The sequence below is a fragment of the Acutalibacter sp. 1XD8-36 genome (genome assembly GCF_009917525.1).
GTDB lineage: Bacteria > Bacillota > Clostridia > Oscillospirales > Acutalibacteraceae > Acutalibacter.
The window spans coordinates 25,286-42,071 of record NZ_QZDU01000011.1 but is presented as its reverse complement, the minus strand read 5'-3'; the positions used below and the strand labels follow the sequence as shown (position 1 = coordinate 42,071).

Genomic DNA, 16,786 nt, shown 5'->3' with positions numbered 1-16,786 from the left:
GGATGGGAGAGTTTCATGGAAACAAATTTTGAAATCGTGGAAAACGTGGAAACCTTTGAGAAAATGCTCGGCAGGGTGCGCGAAGCCCAGAAGAAATACGCCACCTTTACCCAGCAGCAGGTGGACGAGATTTTCCGCGCCGCGGCCATGGCAGCCAACCTCCAGCGTATCCCGCTGGCGAAGATGGCCGTTGAGGAGACCGGCATGGGCGTTGTGGAGGACAAGGTCATTAAGAACCACTACGCTGCCGAGTATATCTACAATACCTATAAGGAGACCAAGACCTGCGGGGTCATCGAGGAGGACAAGGCCTTCGGCATCCGCAAGATAGCCGAGCCCATCGGCGTTATCGCCGCCGTCATCCCCACCACCAACCCCACCTCCACCGCAATCTTCAAGACCCTCCTGGCACTGAAGACCCGCAACGGCATCATCATCAGCCCCCACCCCAGGGCCAAGAAGTGCACAATAGCCGCCGCGAAGGTGGTGCTGGAGGCCGCTGTTAAGGCCGGCGCCCCCGAGGGGCTCTTCGGCTGGATAGACGCGCCCTCTCTGGAGCTGACAAACCTTGTTATGGCTGAGGCGGATATTATCCTGGCCACCGGTGGCCCCGGCATGGTGAAGTCCGCGTACTCCTCCGGCACACCCGCCCTGGGCGTTGGCGCCGGCAACGTGCCCGCAATTATAGATGAGAGCGCAGACCCGGTTATGGCTGTCAACTCCATTATTCACAGTAAGACCTTTGATAACGGCATGATTTGCGCTTCCGAGCAGTCCGTTATCACCATGGAGCCCCTTTACGATACGGTTAAGGCCGAGTTTGTAAAGCGCGGCTGCCATATCCTCACAAAGGCCGAGCTCAACAAGGTGCGCAAGACCATCATTATCAACGGCGCTCTCAACGCCAAGATAGTGGGCCAGTCCGCCTTCAAGATTGCCCAGCTTGCCGGGGTGACCGTGCCCGAGAGCACCAAGATTCTTATCGGCGAAGTGGAGAGCGTGGACATCTCCGAGGAGTTTGCCCACGAGAAGCTGTCCCCGGTGCTTGCAATGTACAAGGCCAAGACATTCGAGGACGCCATAGCTAAGGCCGAGCGCCTTATTGAGGACGGCGGCTACGGTCATACCGCGTCCCTCTATATCCATCCCTCTGAGACTGAGCGCCTTGCACAGCACCAGGCGGCTATGAAGACCTGCCGCATTGTAGTGAACACCCCCTCCTCCTTCGGCGGCATAGGCGATATCTACAACTTCAGGCTTGCGCCCTCCCTTACCTTGGGCTGCGGCTCCTGGGGCGGCAACTCCGTCTCTGAGAACGTGGGCGTTAAGCATCTTATCAATATCAAGACCGTTGCCGAGAGGAGAGAGAATATGCTCTGGTTCCGCACCCCTGAGAAGGTGTTCTTCAAGAAGGGCTGTATGCCCGTGGCCCTGGAGGAGCTACGCACCGACTATCACCGCAAGAAGGCCTTTATCGTCACCGATACCTTCCTGTATCAGAACGGCTACACCAAGCCCCTTACCGACAAGCTGGACGAGCTGGGCATCCAGTATGCCGTCTTTGCCGACGTTGCCCCGGACCCGACCCTGGCCTGCGCCCTGGAGGGTGTGAAGCAGATAAACAGCTTCCAGCCTGATGTTATCATAGCTCTGGGCGGCGGCTCTCCCATGGACGCTGCCAAAATCATGTGGGTCCTTTACGAGCATCCGGACGCCGACTTCCAGTCCATGTCCATGGACTTCATGGATATCCGCAAGCGTATCTACCGCTTCCCCAAGATGGGCGAGAAGGCCATGATGGTGGCTATCCCCACCTCCTCCGGCACCGGCTCTGAAGTTACCCCCTTCGCCATTATTACCGACGAGAAGACCGGCACCAAGTGGCCCCTTGCGGACTACGAGCTGCTGCCCACCATGGCAATAGTTGACGTTGACAACATGATGAACCAGCCCAAGGGCCTTACCAGCGCCTCCGGTATCGACGCTATGACCCATGCTATTGAGGCTTACGTGTCCATCATGGCCTCTCCCTTCACCGACGGCCTGGCCCTTGAAGCCATAAAGCTGGTCTTCAAGTACCTGCCCTCCGCCTATGAGAACGGCGCCAACGACCCCTATGCCCGCGAGAAGATGGCCGAGGCCAGCTGCATTGCCGGTATGGCCTTCGCAAACGCCTTCCTGGGCCTCAACCACTCCATGGCCCATAAGCTGGGCGCATATCACCACCTGCCCCACGGCGTAGCCAACGCGGTAATTCTCACCGACGTTATCCGCTACAACGCCGCCGAGGTCCCCACCAAGATGGGCACCTTCTCCCAGTACCAGTACCCCCACGCCAAGGCCCGCTATGCTGAGATTGCAAAGGCCTGCGGGTTTGCGGGCAGCAACGACGACGAGCTGCTGGAGAGCCTCATCAACGAGCTGGAGAAGCTTAAGGAGATAATCGGCATTAAGAAGACCATCAAGGACTACGGCGTTACCGAGGACGGCTTCAAGGCCACTCTGGACGAGATGGTGGAGAACGCCTTTAACGACCAGTGCACCGGGGCCAACCCCCGCTACCCGCTGATGAGCGAGATAAAGTCGATTTACGAGAAGTGCTATTACGGAAAGTAATTTAGGGAGGAGTATAGATTATGAATCTGGAAAATGCAAGAGTTATCGCGGCACGCACCTCCAAGACCATTTACCGTGAAGGCGATAAGGTCATAAAGGTATTTGACGAGGACTTTTCCAAGGCCGACATCCTTAACGAGGCTCTGAACATTGCCCGCGTTGAGGAGACCGGCATACCCATGCCCCATGTGCAGGGCGTTGAGATGGTCGACGGCAAGTGGGCCATCGTCACCGACTTCATCGAGGGCAAGACCATGGCCCGCCTGATGGAGGAGGAGCCCGAGAAGAAGCAGCAGTACCTGGAGCGCTTAGTCGACATTCAGATGGAGCTGCACACAAAGAGCGCCCCCATGCTCAGCTTCCTCCATGAGAAAATGCGCAGGAAGATTTCCCAGACTGGCCTTGACGCCACCACCCGCTATGAGCTGGACGCGCGCCTGGACAGCCTGCCCAAGCACCGTAAGCTCTGCCACGGGGATTTTAACCCCTCCAACGTGGTTATAAAGCCCGACGGCGGCTACGCTGTCCTGGACTGGGCCCATGCCACCCAGGGCAACGCCAGCGCCGACGTGGCCCGCACCTACCTGCTGTTCTGGCTCAACGGCGACATGGAGGGTGCAGACCAGTACCTGGACCTGTTCTGCAAGAAGTCCGATACTGCAAAGCAGTATGTGCAGAAGTGGCTGCCCATCGTGGCTGCCTCCCAGTCCGTCAAGGGCAAGCCTGAGGAGCGCGAGTTCCTCATGGGCTGGGTGAACGTCGTAGAGTACGAATAAGCCAACTTCGCGGGGCGCGCAAAGCGGCGCGCTGTTGCGAGGTAAACGATAGTTTTACCGTCGCGGAATAAGTATTATACAGGAAGGGGGAGGCAAGAGCTTCCCCCTTTTCTTGATTTTAGGAGTGATACTATGAAAGCAAATTACTTTGTAGGCAACGGAAGCTTCCAGCTTCGGGATACCGCAATACCCAAGGCGGGGCCCGGGGAGGTAGTCATAAAGAACATGGTATGCGGCGTCTGCGGCACGGATGTGCATATTAAAAATGGCGAGCCCGGCTCGGCGGATGTAAACCCTCCGGTGGTATTGGGCCATGAGTATTCCGGCGAGGTCATAGAGGCAGGGGAGGGGGTAACCTCCCTTCAGCCCGGGGACCATGTGACCGTTGACCCAAATATCTACTGCGGCCAGTGTGTGTACTGCCGCAACGGTAAAAAGCAGCTCTGTGAGAGCATGCAGGCCGTTGGAGTCACCAGGGACGGCGGCTTCGCCCAGTACAGCCTGGTGCCCGAGGCCCAGGCCTTCCGCCTGGACCCCAGTGTCAGCTTTGAGGCAGGGGCCATGGCTGAGCCCCTGGCCTGCTGTCTCCACGGTATTGACTTAGCCGGGATAAGGCCCGGGCAGACGGTCTGCATTATAGGCGGCGGGGCCATTGGACTAATCATGCTCCAGCTGGCAAAGCTCTCGGGCGCCGCAAGGCTCATACTCAGCGAGCCCAACGGGAAGCGCCGTGAGGCCGCAAGTATTCTGGGGGCGGACCTGACTGTGGACCCTACGGACCCCTGCTCCTATGAGACCGTGAAGGGTACGGCAGACGTGGTGATAGAGTGCGTGGGCAATAACCCGGCGGTGAAGTCCGCCTTCGACTTTGCAGCAAAGGGGGCCACGCTGGTGCTCTTCAGCGTCCCCAAGCCCGAGGCCCAGTTCCCGGTGCCCCTTTTTGACGTATATAAGAAGGAGCTGACAATAAAGGGCTCCTTTGTGAATCCCGACACCCATGACCGGGCGGTTGCCCTTATCAACTCCGGCAAGGTGGATTTCGGCCCAATTATAACCCACCGCTACCCTCTGGCTGAGCTCTCGGAGGCTATCGAGGCCCAGAGCGGCAGCGAGTCAATAAAAGTGGTCGTGATGGCTCAGGAGTAATAGAAAAAGTTCCACCGTCCAGGCGGTGGAACTTTTCTATATCTGAGCAAAAAACTTAACCGTAACCACCGACAGTACCACCGCCATACAATCCCCGGCAAGGGCCGCGGGCAGCGTATACCTGAGCTTTTTGCACCCCACCGCCCCAAAGTACACGGTCACCGCATAGAAGGTGGTCTCGGTTGAGGAGGCCAGCACCGAGGCTATCTTGCCGGTCTCGCTGTCCGGCCCGAACTGCTCCAGCAGGGACAGGGTGTAGGCCGACGACCCCGACCCTGATACGGGCCTCAGCAGCGCCAGGGGCAGCACCTCGGGGGACACGCCAAGCCCCTGTACAAGCGGCCCGCATAGGGCACAGAGGGCCTCAAGCAGCCCGGAGGCCTTTACCATGTTCACCGCCACTATCAGCCCTATAAGGGTGGGCAGCAGCCCTATGGTGGTCTTTATACCATCCTTCGCCCCGGACACAAACGCGTCGAACACGTCTACATCCTTAAAGAATCCAAAGAGGAGTATCACTCCGACTATTACCGGCAGCGCCGCCGCGCCTATCTGTTCCATGTGCAGAGCCTCCCTGACCTTTGCTCCAGCAGCTTGCAAACTGCCACCGCCGTGACAAGCGCCCCCAGGGATGTGGCCCATATTTCCGGGAGCACCCCGAAGGGTGCGGCACTCCCGCAGGAGGCACGCATAGCCGCCATATTCACCGGCAGAAGCTGTAATGAGGCGGTATTTATCACCACAAACAGTATCATGCCCCTGCTGGGCACACCGTCCCCGGCCTTTTCAGCCATGGCCTCCATCGCAGAGAGACCCAGGGGCGTTGCGGCGTTTCCAAGGCCCAGTAGGTTTGCCGAGAGGTTCATGCAGATTTTCCCCTTGAGCCCCTCATCCCCGCGGTAGTCAGGAAAGAGCCAGTCGATTATAGGGGAGAAGCCTGCCGCCAGCAGTCGGGTGAGCCCGCCGCGCTCGGCTATCTTCAAAAACCCAAGCCAGGCGCACATGCTTCCCAGCAGCGTTATAGACAGCTGGACAGCGCTCCCGGCCCCTTCCATCAATGCGGACGACAGCTCCGGCAGCCGTCCGTTTACCGCCGCGCAAACCACACTTAGGGCTATCATCCCAAACCATATATAGTTTATCACCGGGAGCCTCCTGTTTCAGAAATTTTTATTGACTTTGGGCGCAAAAGAGTTTAAGCTTATCATAGCTAACGCACTTAGCGGCACGGGTGTACCCGCGCCAAGTGCGTTTACTATAGCTGACAGATTCTGGACTGAAAGAGAGGAAAAGAAAAATGTTTGGAGAGAAGATACTGAACTATTGGGACGATATCGTCCGGGACCTTGGCAGGATGGTGGCCGTGCCATCGGTTGCCGTGCCCTCTGAGGGGGAGCACCCCTTCGGCAACCAGTGCGCCCGGGCCCTGGACACCGCCGTGGAGATGGCTGAGAGCTACGGGCTGAAGGCCAAGAATGTGGACTACTACGCCGCCCATGCCGAGATAGGGGAGGGGGAGGGCAACGCCGTTGTCATGGCCCACCTGGATGTCGTTCCCGCCGGTGAGGGCTGGGCCACGGACCCGTTTAAGATGGAGCTGACTGAAGACGGCAGGGCCATAGGCCGGGGCGTCGCCGACAATAAGGGCGCGGCAATAGTGGCCCTCCACTGCCTGCGGGCAATTAAGGACGCAGGTGTTTCCGGTAAGCGCAAGCTCCGGGTTATTTTCGGCTCCGCAGAGGAGATAGGCATGAAGGATATGGCCCACTATTTCAGCAAGGAGCAGCACCCCGACATGGGCTTCACCCCCGACGCGGGCTACGGTATATGCCACTGTGAGAAGGGCGGCCTGAATTTCAATGTCAAGGCCCCCAACGACTCCCCGGTGGTTAAGTCCTTTACTGCCGGTACGGTTGCAAATGCCGTGCCCTCCAAGGCCGAGTGCCGGATAGTCTGCACAGCCGCTGAGTTTGACAAGCTCAGCGAAGCCGCCAAGTCCTGTGAGATAGAGATAGAGCTGACCCGCACCGAGGACGGTGCCACGCTGCTGGCAAAGGGCAAGGCCGCCCACGCCGCCTCACCGCAGCTGGGCAAAAACGCCGCCTCATACCTGGTTGAGCTGCTGACAGAGGTTTTCGGCTCTGAGCGCATGGGGGCATTCTTTGGCTTCATCCATGAGCGGATAGCCCTCACCAGCGACGGCAGCCTGCTTGGTGTGGACATCAGCGACGAGCCCAGCGGTCCGCTCACCTTTAATTTGGGCATTGTGAATGTTACCCCCGAGTCCTGCAGCCTCACCGTTGACATCCGCTATCCCGCCACTAAAGACGGCAAGTGGATATCCGAGACTATAGAGAAGGCTGTAAGGGAGGCAGGCCTTGAGTATGTCCTCCTGAGCGACGCGGTGCCCCTGTACCTGCCTAAGGAGAGCCCACTGGTGACCCTGCTTTCCGGCGCGTATAAAGAGGTGACCGGCGAGGACTGCACTATTTTCTCCATGGGCGGCGGCACCTACGCCCGGCAGATGTTCGGCAAGGGCGTAGCCTTCGGGCCGGGATTTGCCGACGATATCCCCGCCCATGAGCACGACGTGAACGAGCAGATAAACCTTGAAAAATTCAAGCTCCACGCTCAGATATGCCTGGAGGCCATGTACCGTATGTATACTGCGGACTAAACAGGGCTTTGTCTCTGTCCTGTCCTAACCATATGCGGCTTCACCACTGTGTTATGCGGCGAAAAGCCTGTAAAAAAGCCTGACAGCTTCAAGCTGTCAGGCTTTTGACATTATGTTACTGCGGGACTCTAACGGCAAGGGACGCCTGCCTGGTGCGCTCCAGATAAGGGGCGGTCTCCTCGTAGTGACGGCTCACAAGGCAGGAGAACAGGATGTCCACCATAGTCATCTGGGCTATTCTTGAGCTCATTGCCCCGCTGCCCAGAGAGGGCTCGGGAGCGCTCAAGCCAAAGTGTACGTCCGAATAGGAGTTAAGGCTCACCTGCCCCAGCTTCGAGATGGAGATAATGAAGGCTCCGCTGCGCCGGGCGGCTTCACAGGCGTGGAGGACCTCTCTGGCTTCACCGGACCATGACAGGGCCAGCACCACATCCCCGGGGCCGAGGGAGGCCGCGGAGGACAGCTGCAGGTGGGGGTCCGAGTAGGCGGAGGCCAGCTTCCCTATGCGCAGAAGCTTCTGCTGGGCATCTAAAGCCGCCAGGTGGGAGGCAGCCACGGCGTACACATCCACCCGCCGGGCCTCGAAAATTTTACCCGCCGCCAGCTCCACCTGGTCCGGGTCTATAAGGGCTCCGGTGTCCTCAATGGCCCGCATATTATGCCTGCAAACGCTGTCTATTACGTTTACCGCCCTATCACCGGCCCGCAGGTCGGGACACTCACGGCTGTTTGCTTGGCCGTGCATGGCCACAGCCAGCTCGCTGGCAAGCTTTATGGAAAACTCCCTGTAACCCTTAAAGCCCATCTTTTTGCAGAACCGCACCACTGCGGCCTGACTGGAATCGCTCCGGGAGGCCAGCTCCTCCACGGATACGCCCACGATATCATCCAGATTGCTCACCATGTATACGGCGACCTTCTGCTCTGATGACGGAAGGGCGTCCATGATTTCGTTCAGCTTCAATATGATACCTGCCACAAGTCAGCACCCTCTTTATAAAAGATTTTTACGGATTGAAAGAATTTTCCGCGTCTAATATAACGACAGGCCCCGTATGGGCAATTTCTATTATAGAATTATGGACTCTGCTAGTCAAGTGCCAAATTGCACAAATTTCAATATTTTCAAAAAAAGGCAACATTTTTTTCAGGCTGGGGCCAGCCAACGAAGCCCGGGCTGGTTGCGCAGCAGGGTAAACACCGCCGCTGCCGCCAGTACGCCCAGCAAAACCGGCACAAACCCCTTGGCTCTGCACAGAAGCCTTTCACCGCGCACATACCTCACAGCCTCTATAGCTGCGTATATGCCGGCCGCAGGCAGCGCCGCCAGCATAAAGATGTTCAGCCCCGCAGCGCTTTTTAGGTCGCCCCTAAGAAGGGCAAGCACCATGCGCTGGGTGCCGCAGCCGGCGCAGTAGAACCCGGTATATTCCAGTATCAGGCAGGAGGGCCGCAGGAGCAGGAGCCCTGCGGCCCCCGCCCCCAGGGCCAGGAATATCCCCAGGGCTATGAGGGCGCGCCGTCTCACTTGCGGATGTATGCCAGGCCGCAGGCTCCGGGGCCGGTGTGTGTGCCAACTATGCTGCCGATGTCCAGCTTCAGTATCTCCCGCTTCTTGAGCTCGGCGCTCATGAAGTCCATGAAGTCGTCCCGGGTGTTTGGCACGGCGGCATGGCCTATGGTGACCGCAAAATCGCCGGAGATTGGCTCCTTTGCCACCATGTTCTGAATAAACTTAAAGGCGGCCTTCTTGCCCCTGGCCTTGCCCACGACCTCGACCAGGCCGTTTTCCAGGGTTATGATGGGGCAGATACCCAGTATGCTTGCCACAAGGGCGCTGGTGGCGGAGAGCCGCCCGCCCATCTTCAGGTACTTCAGGTCGTCTATCAGGGCCCAGAGCCGTACCCTGGGCACCAGCTTCTCCACCTCTGAGGCTATCTCTGCAGCGGAGAGGCCACGGTCCCGCATTTTCACGGCCTCCTCGACCAGCAGCCCCAGGGCAAAGGTTACATTGAGTGTGTCGGGAAGATACACCTTATCCGCGTTGACCATGTTCTTGGCAATGCGGGCGGACTGGAGGGTGCCGCTCATCATGGAGGATATGAACAGGCAGACCACCTCTTCGCCGCTCTCCTTATAACCTGTGAACTTCTCCTCAAAGAAAGCGGGCGTTATCTGGGCAGTTTTGGGCAGCTCGGAGGCCGCCGCAAGCTTCTCATAGAACTCCTCGTTGCTGATGTCCTCATGAGCCCTAAAGCTCTCGCCGCCAAAATTCACCGTGATGGGCAACATTTCTACGCCCAGCTCCTCACAGCGGGCAGGGGACAGGTCGCAGGAGCTGTCGGTAAGTATTTTCACCATATCTAAGCATTCCTTTCACTGGGTTATTTCTTTGCAAACACTATAATTATACACGAGATTCAGGTGCGGGTCAACCGGTTGGGGAGATTTTTTCTTATAAATAAAGAAGAAACCGGGGGCAGCCCGGCTTCTTCATGGATTGGCTTACCAGCAGACCTTGCAGGGGGTGCGCCCGTTGAGCTTTCCGTTCTCAAGAGACCCTGAGAATATCCGCTTCGCATTTTTTAGGGTCACACATTTTTCGGTCTTATGGTAGCGTGAGCCAGTCTCGGTCCAGTAGACCTTGTCTGTGGACGGAGCAGGGGTAGGTTTTGGAGTGGGCTTTGGCGTGGGGGCCGGGGTGGGCTTTGGGCCGCCGTACTTATTGTTGGGAATGCCGTAGACCAGGTTGTTTGTGTAGGCGTATCCTAATTCTTCTTTTATCTTAGCAGATTTTACCAAAATTATTCTAGCGCAACCAATGATAAAAGTCAATAGTGCCCCTTGCCGCCAGGAAATAAAAAATGAAGCCGGGGAGGGGGAGGAGAAAGTTTGCCCCGGCTTCATATCTTGTAAGCTATTTTCTATAATCCCATTATACAACGATTTGCTTTACATGTCAATATAACAATTTGTTTTGTCTATACTTTTTGTGTACCTAATTTTGAGGGGGCGCATGAGTGTACAGACGAATCCGGGACCTAAGGGAGGACCATGACCTAAAGCAAGTGGACATTGCGGAGTATCTGAACTGCTCGCAGGTATGCTATTCAAACTACGAGATAGGCAAGCGGGGCATACCGCCCGAGGTGCTCATAAAACTCAGTGAGTTTTACAACACCAGCGTGGACTACCTATTGGAGCTGACTGACGAAACAAGGCCCTACCCGCGCAAAAAGTAAAATGGCAGCGCCCAGAAGCGCTGCCATTTTATATTGAGATTAAGTAGAGCTTATTCCTCAGTCTCGCCCTCGACCTTGCCGGCCTGGGCAAAATAGTCCTCAAACATCTTGTCAACGGCGCTGATGGTGTCCCCTGCAATTCCGGGCAAATCGCCGCCCCAGGCCTTGCCTGCGGCCTCATAGCCCTTCTTTACGGCCTCCTGCATCTTGTGCATCTTCTCAACGTCGTCCCCGGCAAGGGCCTGGGCCATCTTGAAAATACGCTCGGAGGTCTGCTTTACGCCCCAATAGCCGTTCTCGGAGATGGCCTCCTGAGCGGCGGCCTTGGTCTCCGCATCAACCTGCAGGTTGCCGGAGGCAAACATGCGCCAGAAGCTGTCGTCCTCGGCGGACTTGGCGGTCATGCCCTGCTTCTGGAAGGTCTGGGTCATCATGTTGACGAAGCGGGTCATCTGATACTCCTGGTCGGCCTTCAGGCTCTTGACCAGGGCGGCGCGCTCCTCGTCGCTCATCTTGTTCACGCTCTTTGCGTCCTGGCTCAGCTCAACGCTGTCGGTCTTCTGCTCGGTGCTGCCCTCAGCCGCACCGGACTCGGCGGCCTTCTTTTCGCCTTCGGCGACATCGGCAGCTTTTGTGCTCTTGCCGGACTCAGCGGCCTTAGTGTAGCTGGCTACGCCCTGGTAGCGGCCTACACTGGGGTCAAATTCTAATGCCATGAGATATTCCTCCTTAAAATACAAATGTCTCTACTAACTATATCGGCAGGAATCAGGAAAAAATTACCCCAAACGCCCCATATTTACGCCTCTTTAGTTCTTTTCCCTCACGGGCACATACAGCCAGCAGCCGTCGATGGAGCCGTCCTCCCTGTGGTGGTAGTATTCGGCTATAGGCAGCTCGCTGTCCCCACAGCTAAAGCCCAGCCTCGGACCCACGTTCTCGCTGACCCACTGGTAGGGGGGCACCCCGCCGGCCCAGGGCTCGCTCTCAAGGGCTTTGGCGGTGGCCCCGTTTATCTCCAGCTTCAGGTACTGCCCCTCGGGCAGCCAGCGCATGTCAAAGCCCTCGGGCTGCCTGTGGCTCTGGACCAAGAACCCGAAGAAAACCCCGCTGGGCCGCTCTGATGTGAGATAGTTGAAGCTCATACACACGTCCCATCCCGGCTCGGGGTCAACAGGGGAGAGCTCCGCATCACCAAGGGCCACAAACTCCTCCATGAGCTTTTCAATGTCGGGCTCGTCTGTATTGTTTTCGGCAATGCGCAGCTTGCCGCACCAGAGGGTTTCCTCCCACTGCACAAGCTCGGCAGAGGCCCCCTGCCCCAGGTCGTAGGTCTTCAGCACCTTCTCCTGTGAGTGGGTCATCTGTGGTACCTCCCGGTGCGCTCGTCCTTTATGACCCCGCCCCAGTTCATGCCGAAGCCAAAGTCATAGGTGTTGCCTTCAGAGTCTGTATACGCCTCCATGTCCAGGGGCACGTCCTCACAGTGGGCCTCCACGGTCTCCATGTTCCTGGGCATCTGTACCGGCAGCAGGCCTCCCGGCTCCGCCGCGCCGCTTATAAGCTCCATAATGGCCTGGCCCTGCACGCCGAAATCCACCAGTATCCCGTCCGCGCTGCCCTCGAACTCACCGGGCACTGTGGGCTTGTGCATTCTGAGCACCACGATAACAGGCTTGCCGCCCATAGCTTTTTTAGTGTCCAGCACCAGGTCCAGGTCGCTCTCGTTGGCGGCACAGCCAACCTTGCCCTTATAGCTGCGGTTGGTAAAGTCCTCCCTGGGGTCGCCGCCGCCAATGCTTACCTCTCTGGCAGTTTCAGCCTTATAGGGCCTGTACTGTAGGGTAATGGGCAGATAGCCGTTGCCCCCGGCCTCGCGGTCGGCCTTGGAGTAGCCGCCGTCGCTGAGAGGGCTCTCAATAAACACTATGGCAAAGTCGGCCTCCTGGGGAGAGCCCACCCTGTCATAATACTTTTCAACAAGCTCAGTGCTTACAGGGTCGATATCCTGGGCAGGCATGTCCCAGCGGAAGAAGGCTTTCATGGGCCCGATATGCCGCATGGGTATATACACCTTCCGGCGCTCCCTCTGGGGCAGCACGCCGGTATTTTTTATCATTACAACTGACTTGAGCTGGGCCTCGTACCCTGCCCGGCAGAATTCCTCGCACCCGGCGACCTTTACGCTCTCCTCAGGGTCAAGGTATGGGTTCTCAAAGAGCCCGCAGCGGAATATATTTTTCAGCAGCCGTACCGCCGAGCGCTCCATCCTCTGGCGCATGACCTCCTCGCCGTGGCGCTCGCAGCCTATCTCGTAGGCCTCAAGTATGGGCGCTATAGCCGAGTTGCCGCCGAACTGGTCCACGCCGTTCTCTATAGCCAGAAGGTGCCGCTGGGCTTCGGTCAAATCCTCCACACCGTAGCAGCGGCTGGAGAAGGAGTCTATCTCCGGCTCCGGGTCGGCGGTAATGCCCCAGTCGGTGCATACAATGCCCTCATAGCCGTACTTCTCCCGCAAAAGGTCGTTTATCAGGTAGTGGCTGTAGGAATTGCCCACATTCTTGCCGTCCTTCTCGTCCAGCCCCCAGCTTACCGTGTAGTAGGGCATAATTGCCGCCGCGGATTTTGTGGGCCCGGGCAGGTCGAAGGCCCCCTCAAGGAAGGGCTTCAGGTGGTCTTTTAGGTTGTTCCCCGGGTACACGGCATAGCGCCCGAAGGGGTAGTGGGCGTCACGTCCGCCCTCGCAGGGCGCCCCGCCAGGCCAGTGCTTCGCCATGGCGCAGACGCTGTCCTTGCCCCAGCCGTCGGGGGAGCCCCCGGTGGTCTGCAGGCTGTCGCAGTAGACGCGGCTAAAATCTGTTACAAGCTGGGGGTGGGAGCCGAAGGTATCCTCGAGACGCATCCAGCGGGGCTCGGTAGCCAGGTCTACCTGGGGGAACAGGGCGGTGGTTATGCCCATGGCCCTGCACTCCTTTGATACTGCGTCCCCAAAGGCACGGCAGGTCTCAGGGGAGAAGGTTGCCGCCATGCCTAAGCCCTCGGGCCATTTTGACACGTCCCCGGCCCCGGACTTGTACTCTGCCCCGGCCTGGCTGGAGCCGTGGCGGGGGTCGCTGGAGATGTTCACAGGGATACCCCAGGGCAGGCTCTCTGCATAGGCCTGCAGCTCGTTGCTCCACCGCGCGGCAGTCTCGGCATTTTCCAGAGCCATGGCCAGGATATGCCGCACATGGTCCCTGTCAACAAAGCTCTTCTGCTGGTCGGTCAGGTCCCAGGGCAGGGCGCCGCTCTCAGGGAAGGTCTTGCCCTCATAGGTGCCGGGGAAGGGGCCGCCCGGCATTGCGGGGACCATCTGGTGGGGGGAGTAGAGCATGAGCCCGGCTATCTCCGGGATGGACAGTCGGGAGGCTAAATCCTTTGCCCGCTCCTCGTCGCTGAGCCGCCAGTCCTCATAGGGCAGCAGCTCGCCGGTGCCTGAAAGGTCCTTGAAATACAGGCCGTCGGCCTCTATTATTCTTGCCCCGGTGGTGCCGATATCCGGGCCGTCCGGGTTTTTGTAGAGCTTGAAGTCCATAAGCTTGACCTCCTTGGGTATTTTCTCACAAATATATTATATAGTCACTTCCCGGCAATGTCAACACAAAATAGATGTACATAGCTGAACTTTAAGGCGCTTTGCCGGGGTTGCGCCGGGCGGTTGTATGATGTATAATGATAAGAATAATCTGAAGGAGGCGGGTAAAATGGACCGGGAAAAACTGGCCGGGGCAGGCAGGTACGTCCTTGCGGCCCTGAGATGGGCGGCGGTATCTTTACTGACAGGGACCGTATGCGGGCTGCTGGGCACGGCCTTCCACTGGGCGATAGACTGGGTGACGGAATACCGCTCCGCTCATATGCTGATAATCTGGCTGCTCCCAATGGCCGGGGCGGTGACCCTGCTGCTCTACAGGCTCTGCCGGGTCAGTTTCGACGCGGGCACCAACCTGATAATCACATCCGTCACAACAAACGAGCATATCCCGGTTCTGCTCGCCCCACTGATAACAGCAGGAACCCTTTTGTCCCATCTTTTCGGCGCGTCCGTGGGCAGGGAGGGGGCGGCGCTGCAGCTTGGGGGCTCCGTGGGGCATAATATGGGCGAGCTGTTGGGATTTGATGAGGACGACGTTAGAGTGATGTCCATGTGCGGCATGGCGGCGTGCTTCTCGGCAATGTTCGGCACGCCGGTCAGCGCGGCGGTGTTCGTGCTGGAGGTGATATGCGTGGGCACATTCCAGTACGCGGCGCTTTTGCCCTGCGTAGTATCCTCCTGCACAGCGGGCTGGATATCCCGGGCCCTGGGCGCGAAGGCAATGGGGTATGCCCTCCCGGAGATGCCCGCCATGGACATGGGCACAGTGCTGCGCACGACCGTCCTGGCAGTACTTGTGGCGGCGCTGGGTATCGTGCTCTGCATAGCCCTGCACAAGGCCGCTGAGCTCTGGGCAAAGCTGGTGGGCAGCCCATACCTGCGCATTGCACTGGGTGGACTCATAATGGCGGCGCTTGTCTCGATATTCAAACTCACCGACTACGCCGGAGCAGGGGCACATATGATAGAGCGGGCCATAGGCGGCGAGACGGAGCCCTGGGCCTTCGCCCTGAAACTGGTCCTGACGGCCCTCTGTGTTGGCGCGGGCTTCAAAGGGGGAGAGATAGTCCCCACCCTCTTTATCGGAGCCACCTTCGGCTGCACTGTCGGCCCCTTGCTGGGCCTTGGCCCAGGGTTTGCCGCGGCCATCGCCATGACAGCCCTTTTCTGCTCCGTGGTGAACTGCCCTATTGCTACAATATTCCTTGCCGCCGAGATGTTTGGCACCACGGACCTGATGCTCTTTGCCCTGGCGATTGCGGTGGCGTTTGTGATGTCGGGGTATTTTGGGCTTTATAACAGCCAGAGGTTTCAGTTTTCTAAGGTGAAGCGGCGGGCGTATGAAAAATCAATAGAATAGGGAAGGGGCGCAGTTTAACTCTGCGCCCCTCTTATGGTAGACATCTCACTTTATCACCAGTTTTTTGTCGCCTATTACGCCGGTCAGAAGGCTCTGTACCATCAGCTCGGCCTGCCGCTTTGCTATGCCAGTATATGTATCAATCTTGTCGGTCTGCTCGTCAAAGTTGTCTTCTGCCATTTTGACGGCGGTGGGGACATCATTCATGGAGTTGTTCTTAAACAGCGACCATTTTTCATCGAAGAACTGCAGGGATGTTCCGTCGGCATGCCGGTTAAGCACCTTCGCCTCGGGTACAGTAACAGTGACCTCTGTATCGGAGACGTCAATGTTGATATCGTCAAACTCAATGCCTATCTGGGCTTCAATGGTGTAGAGCATGGAGTATCCGGCCTTGTTTATGAAGGAAATCCCCTCCTTATCCTCAATCTCCATAACGCCCATGTACTGGACCTCGAGGGTAGAGAGCTGGCCTATGTTGCTTAGGTGCTCCTCAACAAACTCTGAGTCCACCACGACCTTTTTTTCAACCTCTTTTTCAACTGTCTGTGTGATAATCTCCGGTTTTGGGGGATTTGCGTCGTGCCAGAACTTCATCATAAGCAGGCCTATGCAGGCCCCAATGAGCAGGGTCACTAGGACGACTATCAGGCTGCGCTTTGTGCTGCTGTCGGAAAACATACCCATTCCTATTACCTCTTTTCTAAAAAATAAAAAGTGCGCCTCCAATGGGAGACGCACCTGCAAAAGTGAATCCCTCCATTGTTGCCACACAATCTCATTTTAACCATAGTACTAATTACGGAAAACACGAGTAAGAGGGGAAAACACTTGTTGCCCTAGTATCGTGTCCGCAATTAGTACATTTTATGAAATTGTGTGGCAAACTTATCATACCACATTTTTCTACAGAATGGAAGCCCTTTCGACAAATTTCACATAAAACCACACAAAAAGCCCCCGGCAACTGCCAGGGGCTCAAATGCTTTAAACCTTATTTCCTAAACCGCTTTCCTGTATTACACCAGACTGCCGCAAACACGCCCAGCCCTACAACGAGTACGGTGTACAATACCGTCAGCCAAAGGAATTTGAAAATGCACATAACCGGCATGAGAGTAACCGTCAGTAGGCCGATTACAAGCAGTATCTTTCCTGTGAACCTGGCAAGGGCCGGGCCGTCCCAGTGCTCCTGCTCCTCCTTGGACATGGTGTTGTACCCGGCGATAAGCCAGGCGCCCCGGCCCATAAGTAGCGGCACAGACAGCCCCACAAGGCTGAGGCCTACGATGATTACTATTACCAGGCCAATTATATCGGACGTGTCCATATGCA

17 protein-coding genes are annotated in these 16,786 nt (G+C 57.5%); 6 read left to right on the top strand and 11 right to left on the bottom strand.

The features are described 5' to 3' along the window. Window positions 1-15: 15 nt before the first annotated feature. From adhE to D5270_RS14140, 3 genes are all read left to right on the top strand, one after another. On the top strand, window positions 16-2,616 hold the full coding sequence (adhE, locus tag D5270_RS14150) for a bifunctional acetaldehyde-CoA/alcohol dehydrogenase (protein WP_166544704.1): 2,601 nt from the start codon (window positions 16-18) through the stop codon (window positions 2,614-2,616). 20 nt (window positions 2,617-2,636) lie between these two features. Further along, window positions 2,637-3,392, top strand: coding sequence for a phosphotransferase family protein (locus D5270_RS14145; RefSeq protein ID WP_166544703.1), 756 nt, complete (start codon window positions 2,637-2,639; stop codon window positions 3,390-3,392). 132 nt (window positions 3,393-3,524) lie between these two features. After that, complete coding sequence (locus D5270_RS14140; RefSeq protein ID WP_166544702.1) at window positions 3,525-4,538, top strand: zinc-dependent alcohol dehydrogenase family protein; 1,014 nt, start codon at window positions 3,525-3,527, stop codon at window positions 4,536-4,538. A 36-nt stretch (window positions 4,539-4,574) separates the two neighbouring features. Here the strand turns inward: D5270_RS14140 and D5270_RS14135 are convergent, their stop codons facing one another. Beyond that, a complete protein-coding gene (locus D5270_RS14135) occupies window positions 4,575-5,099 on the bottom strand; it encodes a spore maturation protein (RefSeq protein ID WP_166544701.1) in 525 nt (174 codons plus the stop codon). Beyond that, window positions 5,087-5,683 (bottom strand): spore maturation protein A, encoded by a 597-nt coding sequence (locus tag D5270_RS14130; protein WP_166544700.1) that lies wholly within the window; start codon window positions 5,681-5,683, stop codon window positions 5,087-5,089. The genes D5270_RS14135 and D5270_RS14130 overlap by 13 nt, the downstream gene beginning before the upstream one ends. A 152-nt stretch (window positions 5,684-5,835) precedes the next feature. On the opposite strand from D5270_RS14130, the gene D5270_RS14125 reads away from it, so the two are divergent. Then, entirely contained in the window at window positions 5,836-7,215 is a 1,380-nt protein-coding gene (locus D5270_RS14125; RefSeq protein WP_166544699.1) for a Sapep family Mn(2+)-dependent dipeptidase, read from the top strand. A 115-nt stretch (window positions 7,216-7,330) separates the two neighbouring features. On the opposite strand, the gene D5270_RS14120 is transcribed toward D5270_RS14125, so the two are convergent. The 4 genes from D5270_RS14120 to D5270_RS14105 form a co-directional block, all read right to left on the bottom strand. Further along, on the bottom strand, window positions 7,331-8,194 hold the full coding sequence (locus tag D5270_RS14120; RefSeq protein ID WP_166544698.1) for a MurR/RpiR family transcriptional regulator: 864 nt from the start codon (window positions 8,192-8,194) through the stop codon (window positions 7,331-7,333). Between the two features lie 168 nt (window positions 8,195-8,362). After that, window positions 8,363-8,743, bottom strand: coding sequence for a DUF2752 domain-containing protein (locus tag D5270_RS16910; RefSeq protein ID WP_166544697.1), 381 nt, complete (start codon window positions 8,741-8,743; stop codon window positions 8,363-8,365). Then, complete coding sequence (locus tag D5270_RS14110; protein WP_166544696.1) at window positions 8,740-9,576, bottom strand: DegV family protein; 837 nt, start codon at window positions 9,574-9,576, stop codon at window positions 8,740-8,742. Before D5270_RS14110 ends, D5270_RS16910 begins: the two co-directional genes overlap by 4 nt. 144 nt (window positions 9,577-9,720) lie before the next feature. Then, complete coding sequence (locus D5270_RS14105; protein WP_166544695.1) at window positions 9,721-10,017, bottom strand: hypothetical protein; 297 nt, start codon at window positions 10,015-10,017, stop codon at window positions 9,721-9,723. Window positions 10,018-10,235: 218 nt separating this feature from the next. Here D5270_RS14105 and D5270_RS14100 point away from each other — a divergent pair, with 218 nt between their 5' ends. Further along, a complete protein-coding gene (locus tag D5270_RS14100; RefSeq protein ID WP_166544694.1) occupies window positions 10,236-10,457 on the top strand; it encodes a helix-turn-helix domain-containing protein in 222 nt (73 codons plus the stop codon). Window positions 10,458-10,507: 50 nt separating this feature from the next. Here the strand turns inward: D5270_RS14100 and D5270_RS14095 are convergent, their stop codons facing one another. The 3 genes from D5270_RS14095 to D5270_RS14085 form a co-directional block, all read right to left on the bottom strand. Then, complete coding sequence (locus D5270_RS14095) at window positions 10,508-11,173, bottom strand: hypothetical protein (RefSeq protein ID WP_166544693.1); 666 nt, start codon at window positions 11,171-11,173, stop codon at window positions 10,508-10,510. Between the two features lie 93 nt (window positions 11,174-11,266). Then, window positions 11,267-11,821 (bottom strand): effector binding domain-containing protein, encoded by a 555-nt coding sequence (locus D5270_RS14090; protein WP_166544692.1) that lies wholly within the window; start codon window positions 11,819-11,821, stop codon window positions 11,267-11,269. Next, window positions 11,818-14,031 carry a glycoside hydrolase family 3 protein gene (locus D5270_RS14085; RefSeq protein WP_166544691.1) on the bottom strand — a complete coding sequence of 738 codons (2,214 nt, stop codon included), beginning with the start codon at window positions 14,029-14,031 and terminating at the stop codon, window positions 11,818-11,820. Before D5270_RS14085 ends, D5270_RS14090 begins: the two co-directional genes overlap by 4 nt. 169 nt (window positions 14,032-14,200) lie before the next feature. On the opposite strand from D5270_RS14085, the gene D5270_RS14080 reads away from it, so the two are divergent. Further along, window positions 14,201-15,451 carry a chloride channel protein gene (locus D5270_RS14080; protein ID WP_166544690.1) on the top strand — a complete coding sequence of 417 codons (1,251 nt, stop codon included), beginning with the start codon at window positions 14,201-14,203 and terminating at the stop codon, window positions 15,449-15,451. Between the two features lie 45 nt (window positions 15,452-15,496). On the opposite strand, the gene D5270_RS14075 is transcribed toward D5270_RS14080, so the two are convergent. Beyond that, entirely contained in the window at window positions 15,497-16,138 is a 642-nt protein-coding gene (locus tag D5270_RS14075) for a DUF4230 domain-containing protein (protein WP_166544689.1), read from the bottom strand. A 307-nt stretch (window positions 16,139-16,445) separates the two neighbouring features. Next, window positions 16,446-16,781 carry a DUF3784 domain-containing protein gene (locus D5270_RS14070; protein ID WP_166544688.1) on the bottom strand — a complete coding sequence of 112 codons (336 nt, stop codon included), beginning with the start codon at window positions 16,779-16,781 and terminating at the stop codon, window positions 16,446-16,448. Between the last annotated feature and the right edge of the window lie 5 nt (window positions 16,782-16,786).

Excerpts from the sequence above, each read along its gene's own strand:
- adhE (WP_166544704.1), top strand. The coding sequence starts at position 16 with ATGGAAACAAATTTTGAAATCGTGGAAAACGTGGAAACCTTTGAGAAA.
- D5270_RS14145 (WP_166544703.1), top strand. The coding sequence starts at position 2,637 with ATGAATCTGGAAAATGCAAGAGTTATCGCGGCACGCACCTCCAAGACC.
- D5270_RS14140 (WP_166544702.1), top strand. The coding sequence starts at position 3,525 with ATGAAAGCAAATTACTTTGTAGGCAACGGAAGCTTCCAGCTTCGGGAT.
- D5270_RS14135 (WP_166544701.1), bottom strand. The coding sequence starts at position 5,099 with ATGGAACAGATAGGCGCGGCGGCGCTGCCGGTAATAGTCGGAGTGATA.
- D5270_RS14125 (WP_166544699.1), top strand. The coding sequence starts at position 5,836 with ATGTTTGGAGAGAAGATACTGAACTATTGGGACGATATCGTCCGGGAC.
- D5270_RS14110 (WP_166544696.1), bottom strand. The coding sequence starts at position 9,576 with ATGGTGAAAATACTTACCGACAGCTCCTGCGACCTGTCCCCTGCCCGC.
- D5270_RS14095 (WP_166544693.1), bottom strand. The coding sequence starts at position 11,173 with ATGGCATTAGAATTTGACCCCAGTGTAGGCCGCTACCAGGGCGTAGCC.
- D5270_RS14090 (WP_166544692.1), bottom strand. The coding sequence starts at position 11,821 with ATGACCCACTCACAGGAGAAGGTGCTGAAGACCTACGACCTGGGGCAG.
- D5270_RS14085 (WP_166544691.1), bottom strand. The coding sequence starts at position 14,031 with ATGGACTTCAAGCTCTACAAAAACCCGGACGGCCCGGATATCGGCACC.
- D5270_RS14080 (WP_166544690.1), top strand. The coding sequence starts at position 14,201 with ATGGACCGGGAAAAACTGGCCGGGGCAGGCAGGTACGTCCTTGCGGCC.
- D5270_RS14075 (WP_166544689.1), bottom strand. The coding sequence starts at position 16,138 with ATGGGTATGTTTTCCGACAGCAGCACAAAGCGCAGCCTGATAGTCGTC.
- D5270_RS14070 (WP_166544688.1), bottom strand. The coding sequence starts at position 16,781 with ATGGACACGTCCGATATAATTGGCCTGGTAATAGTAATCATCGTAGGC.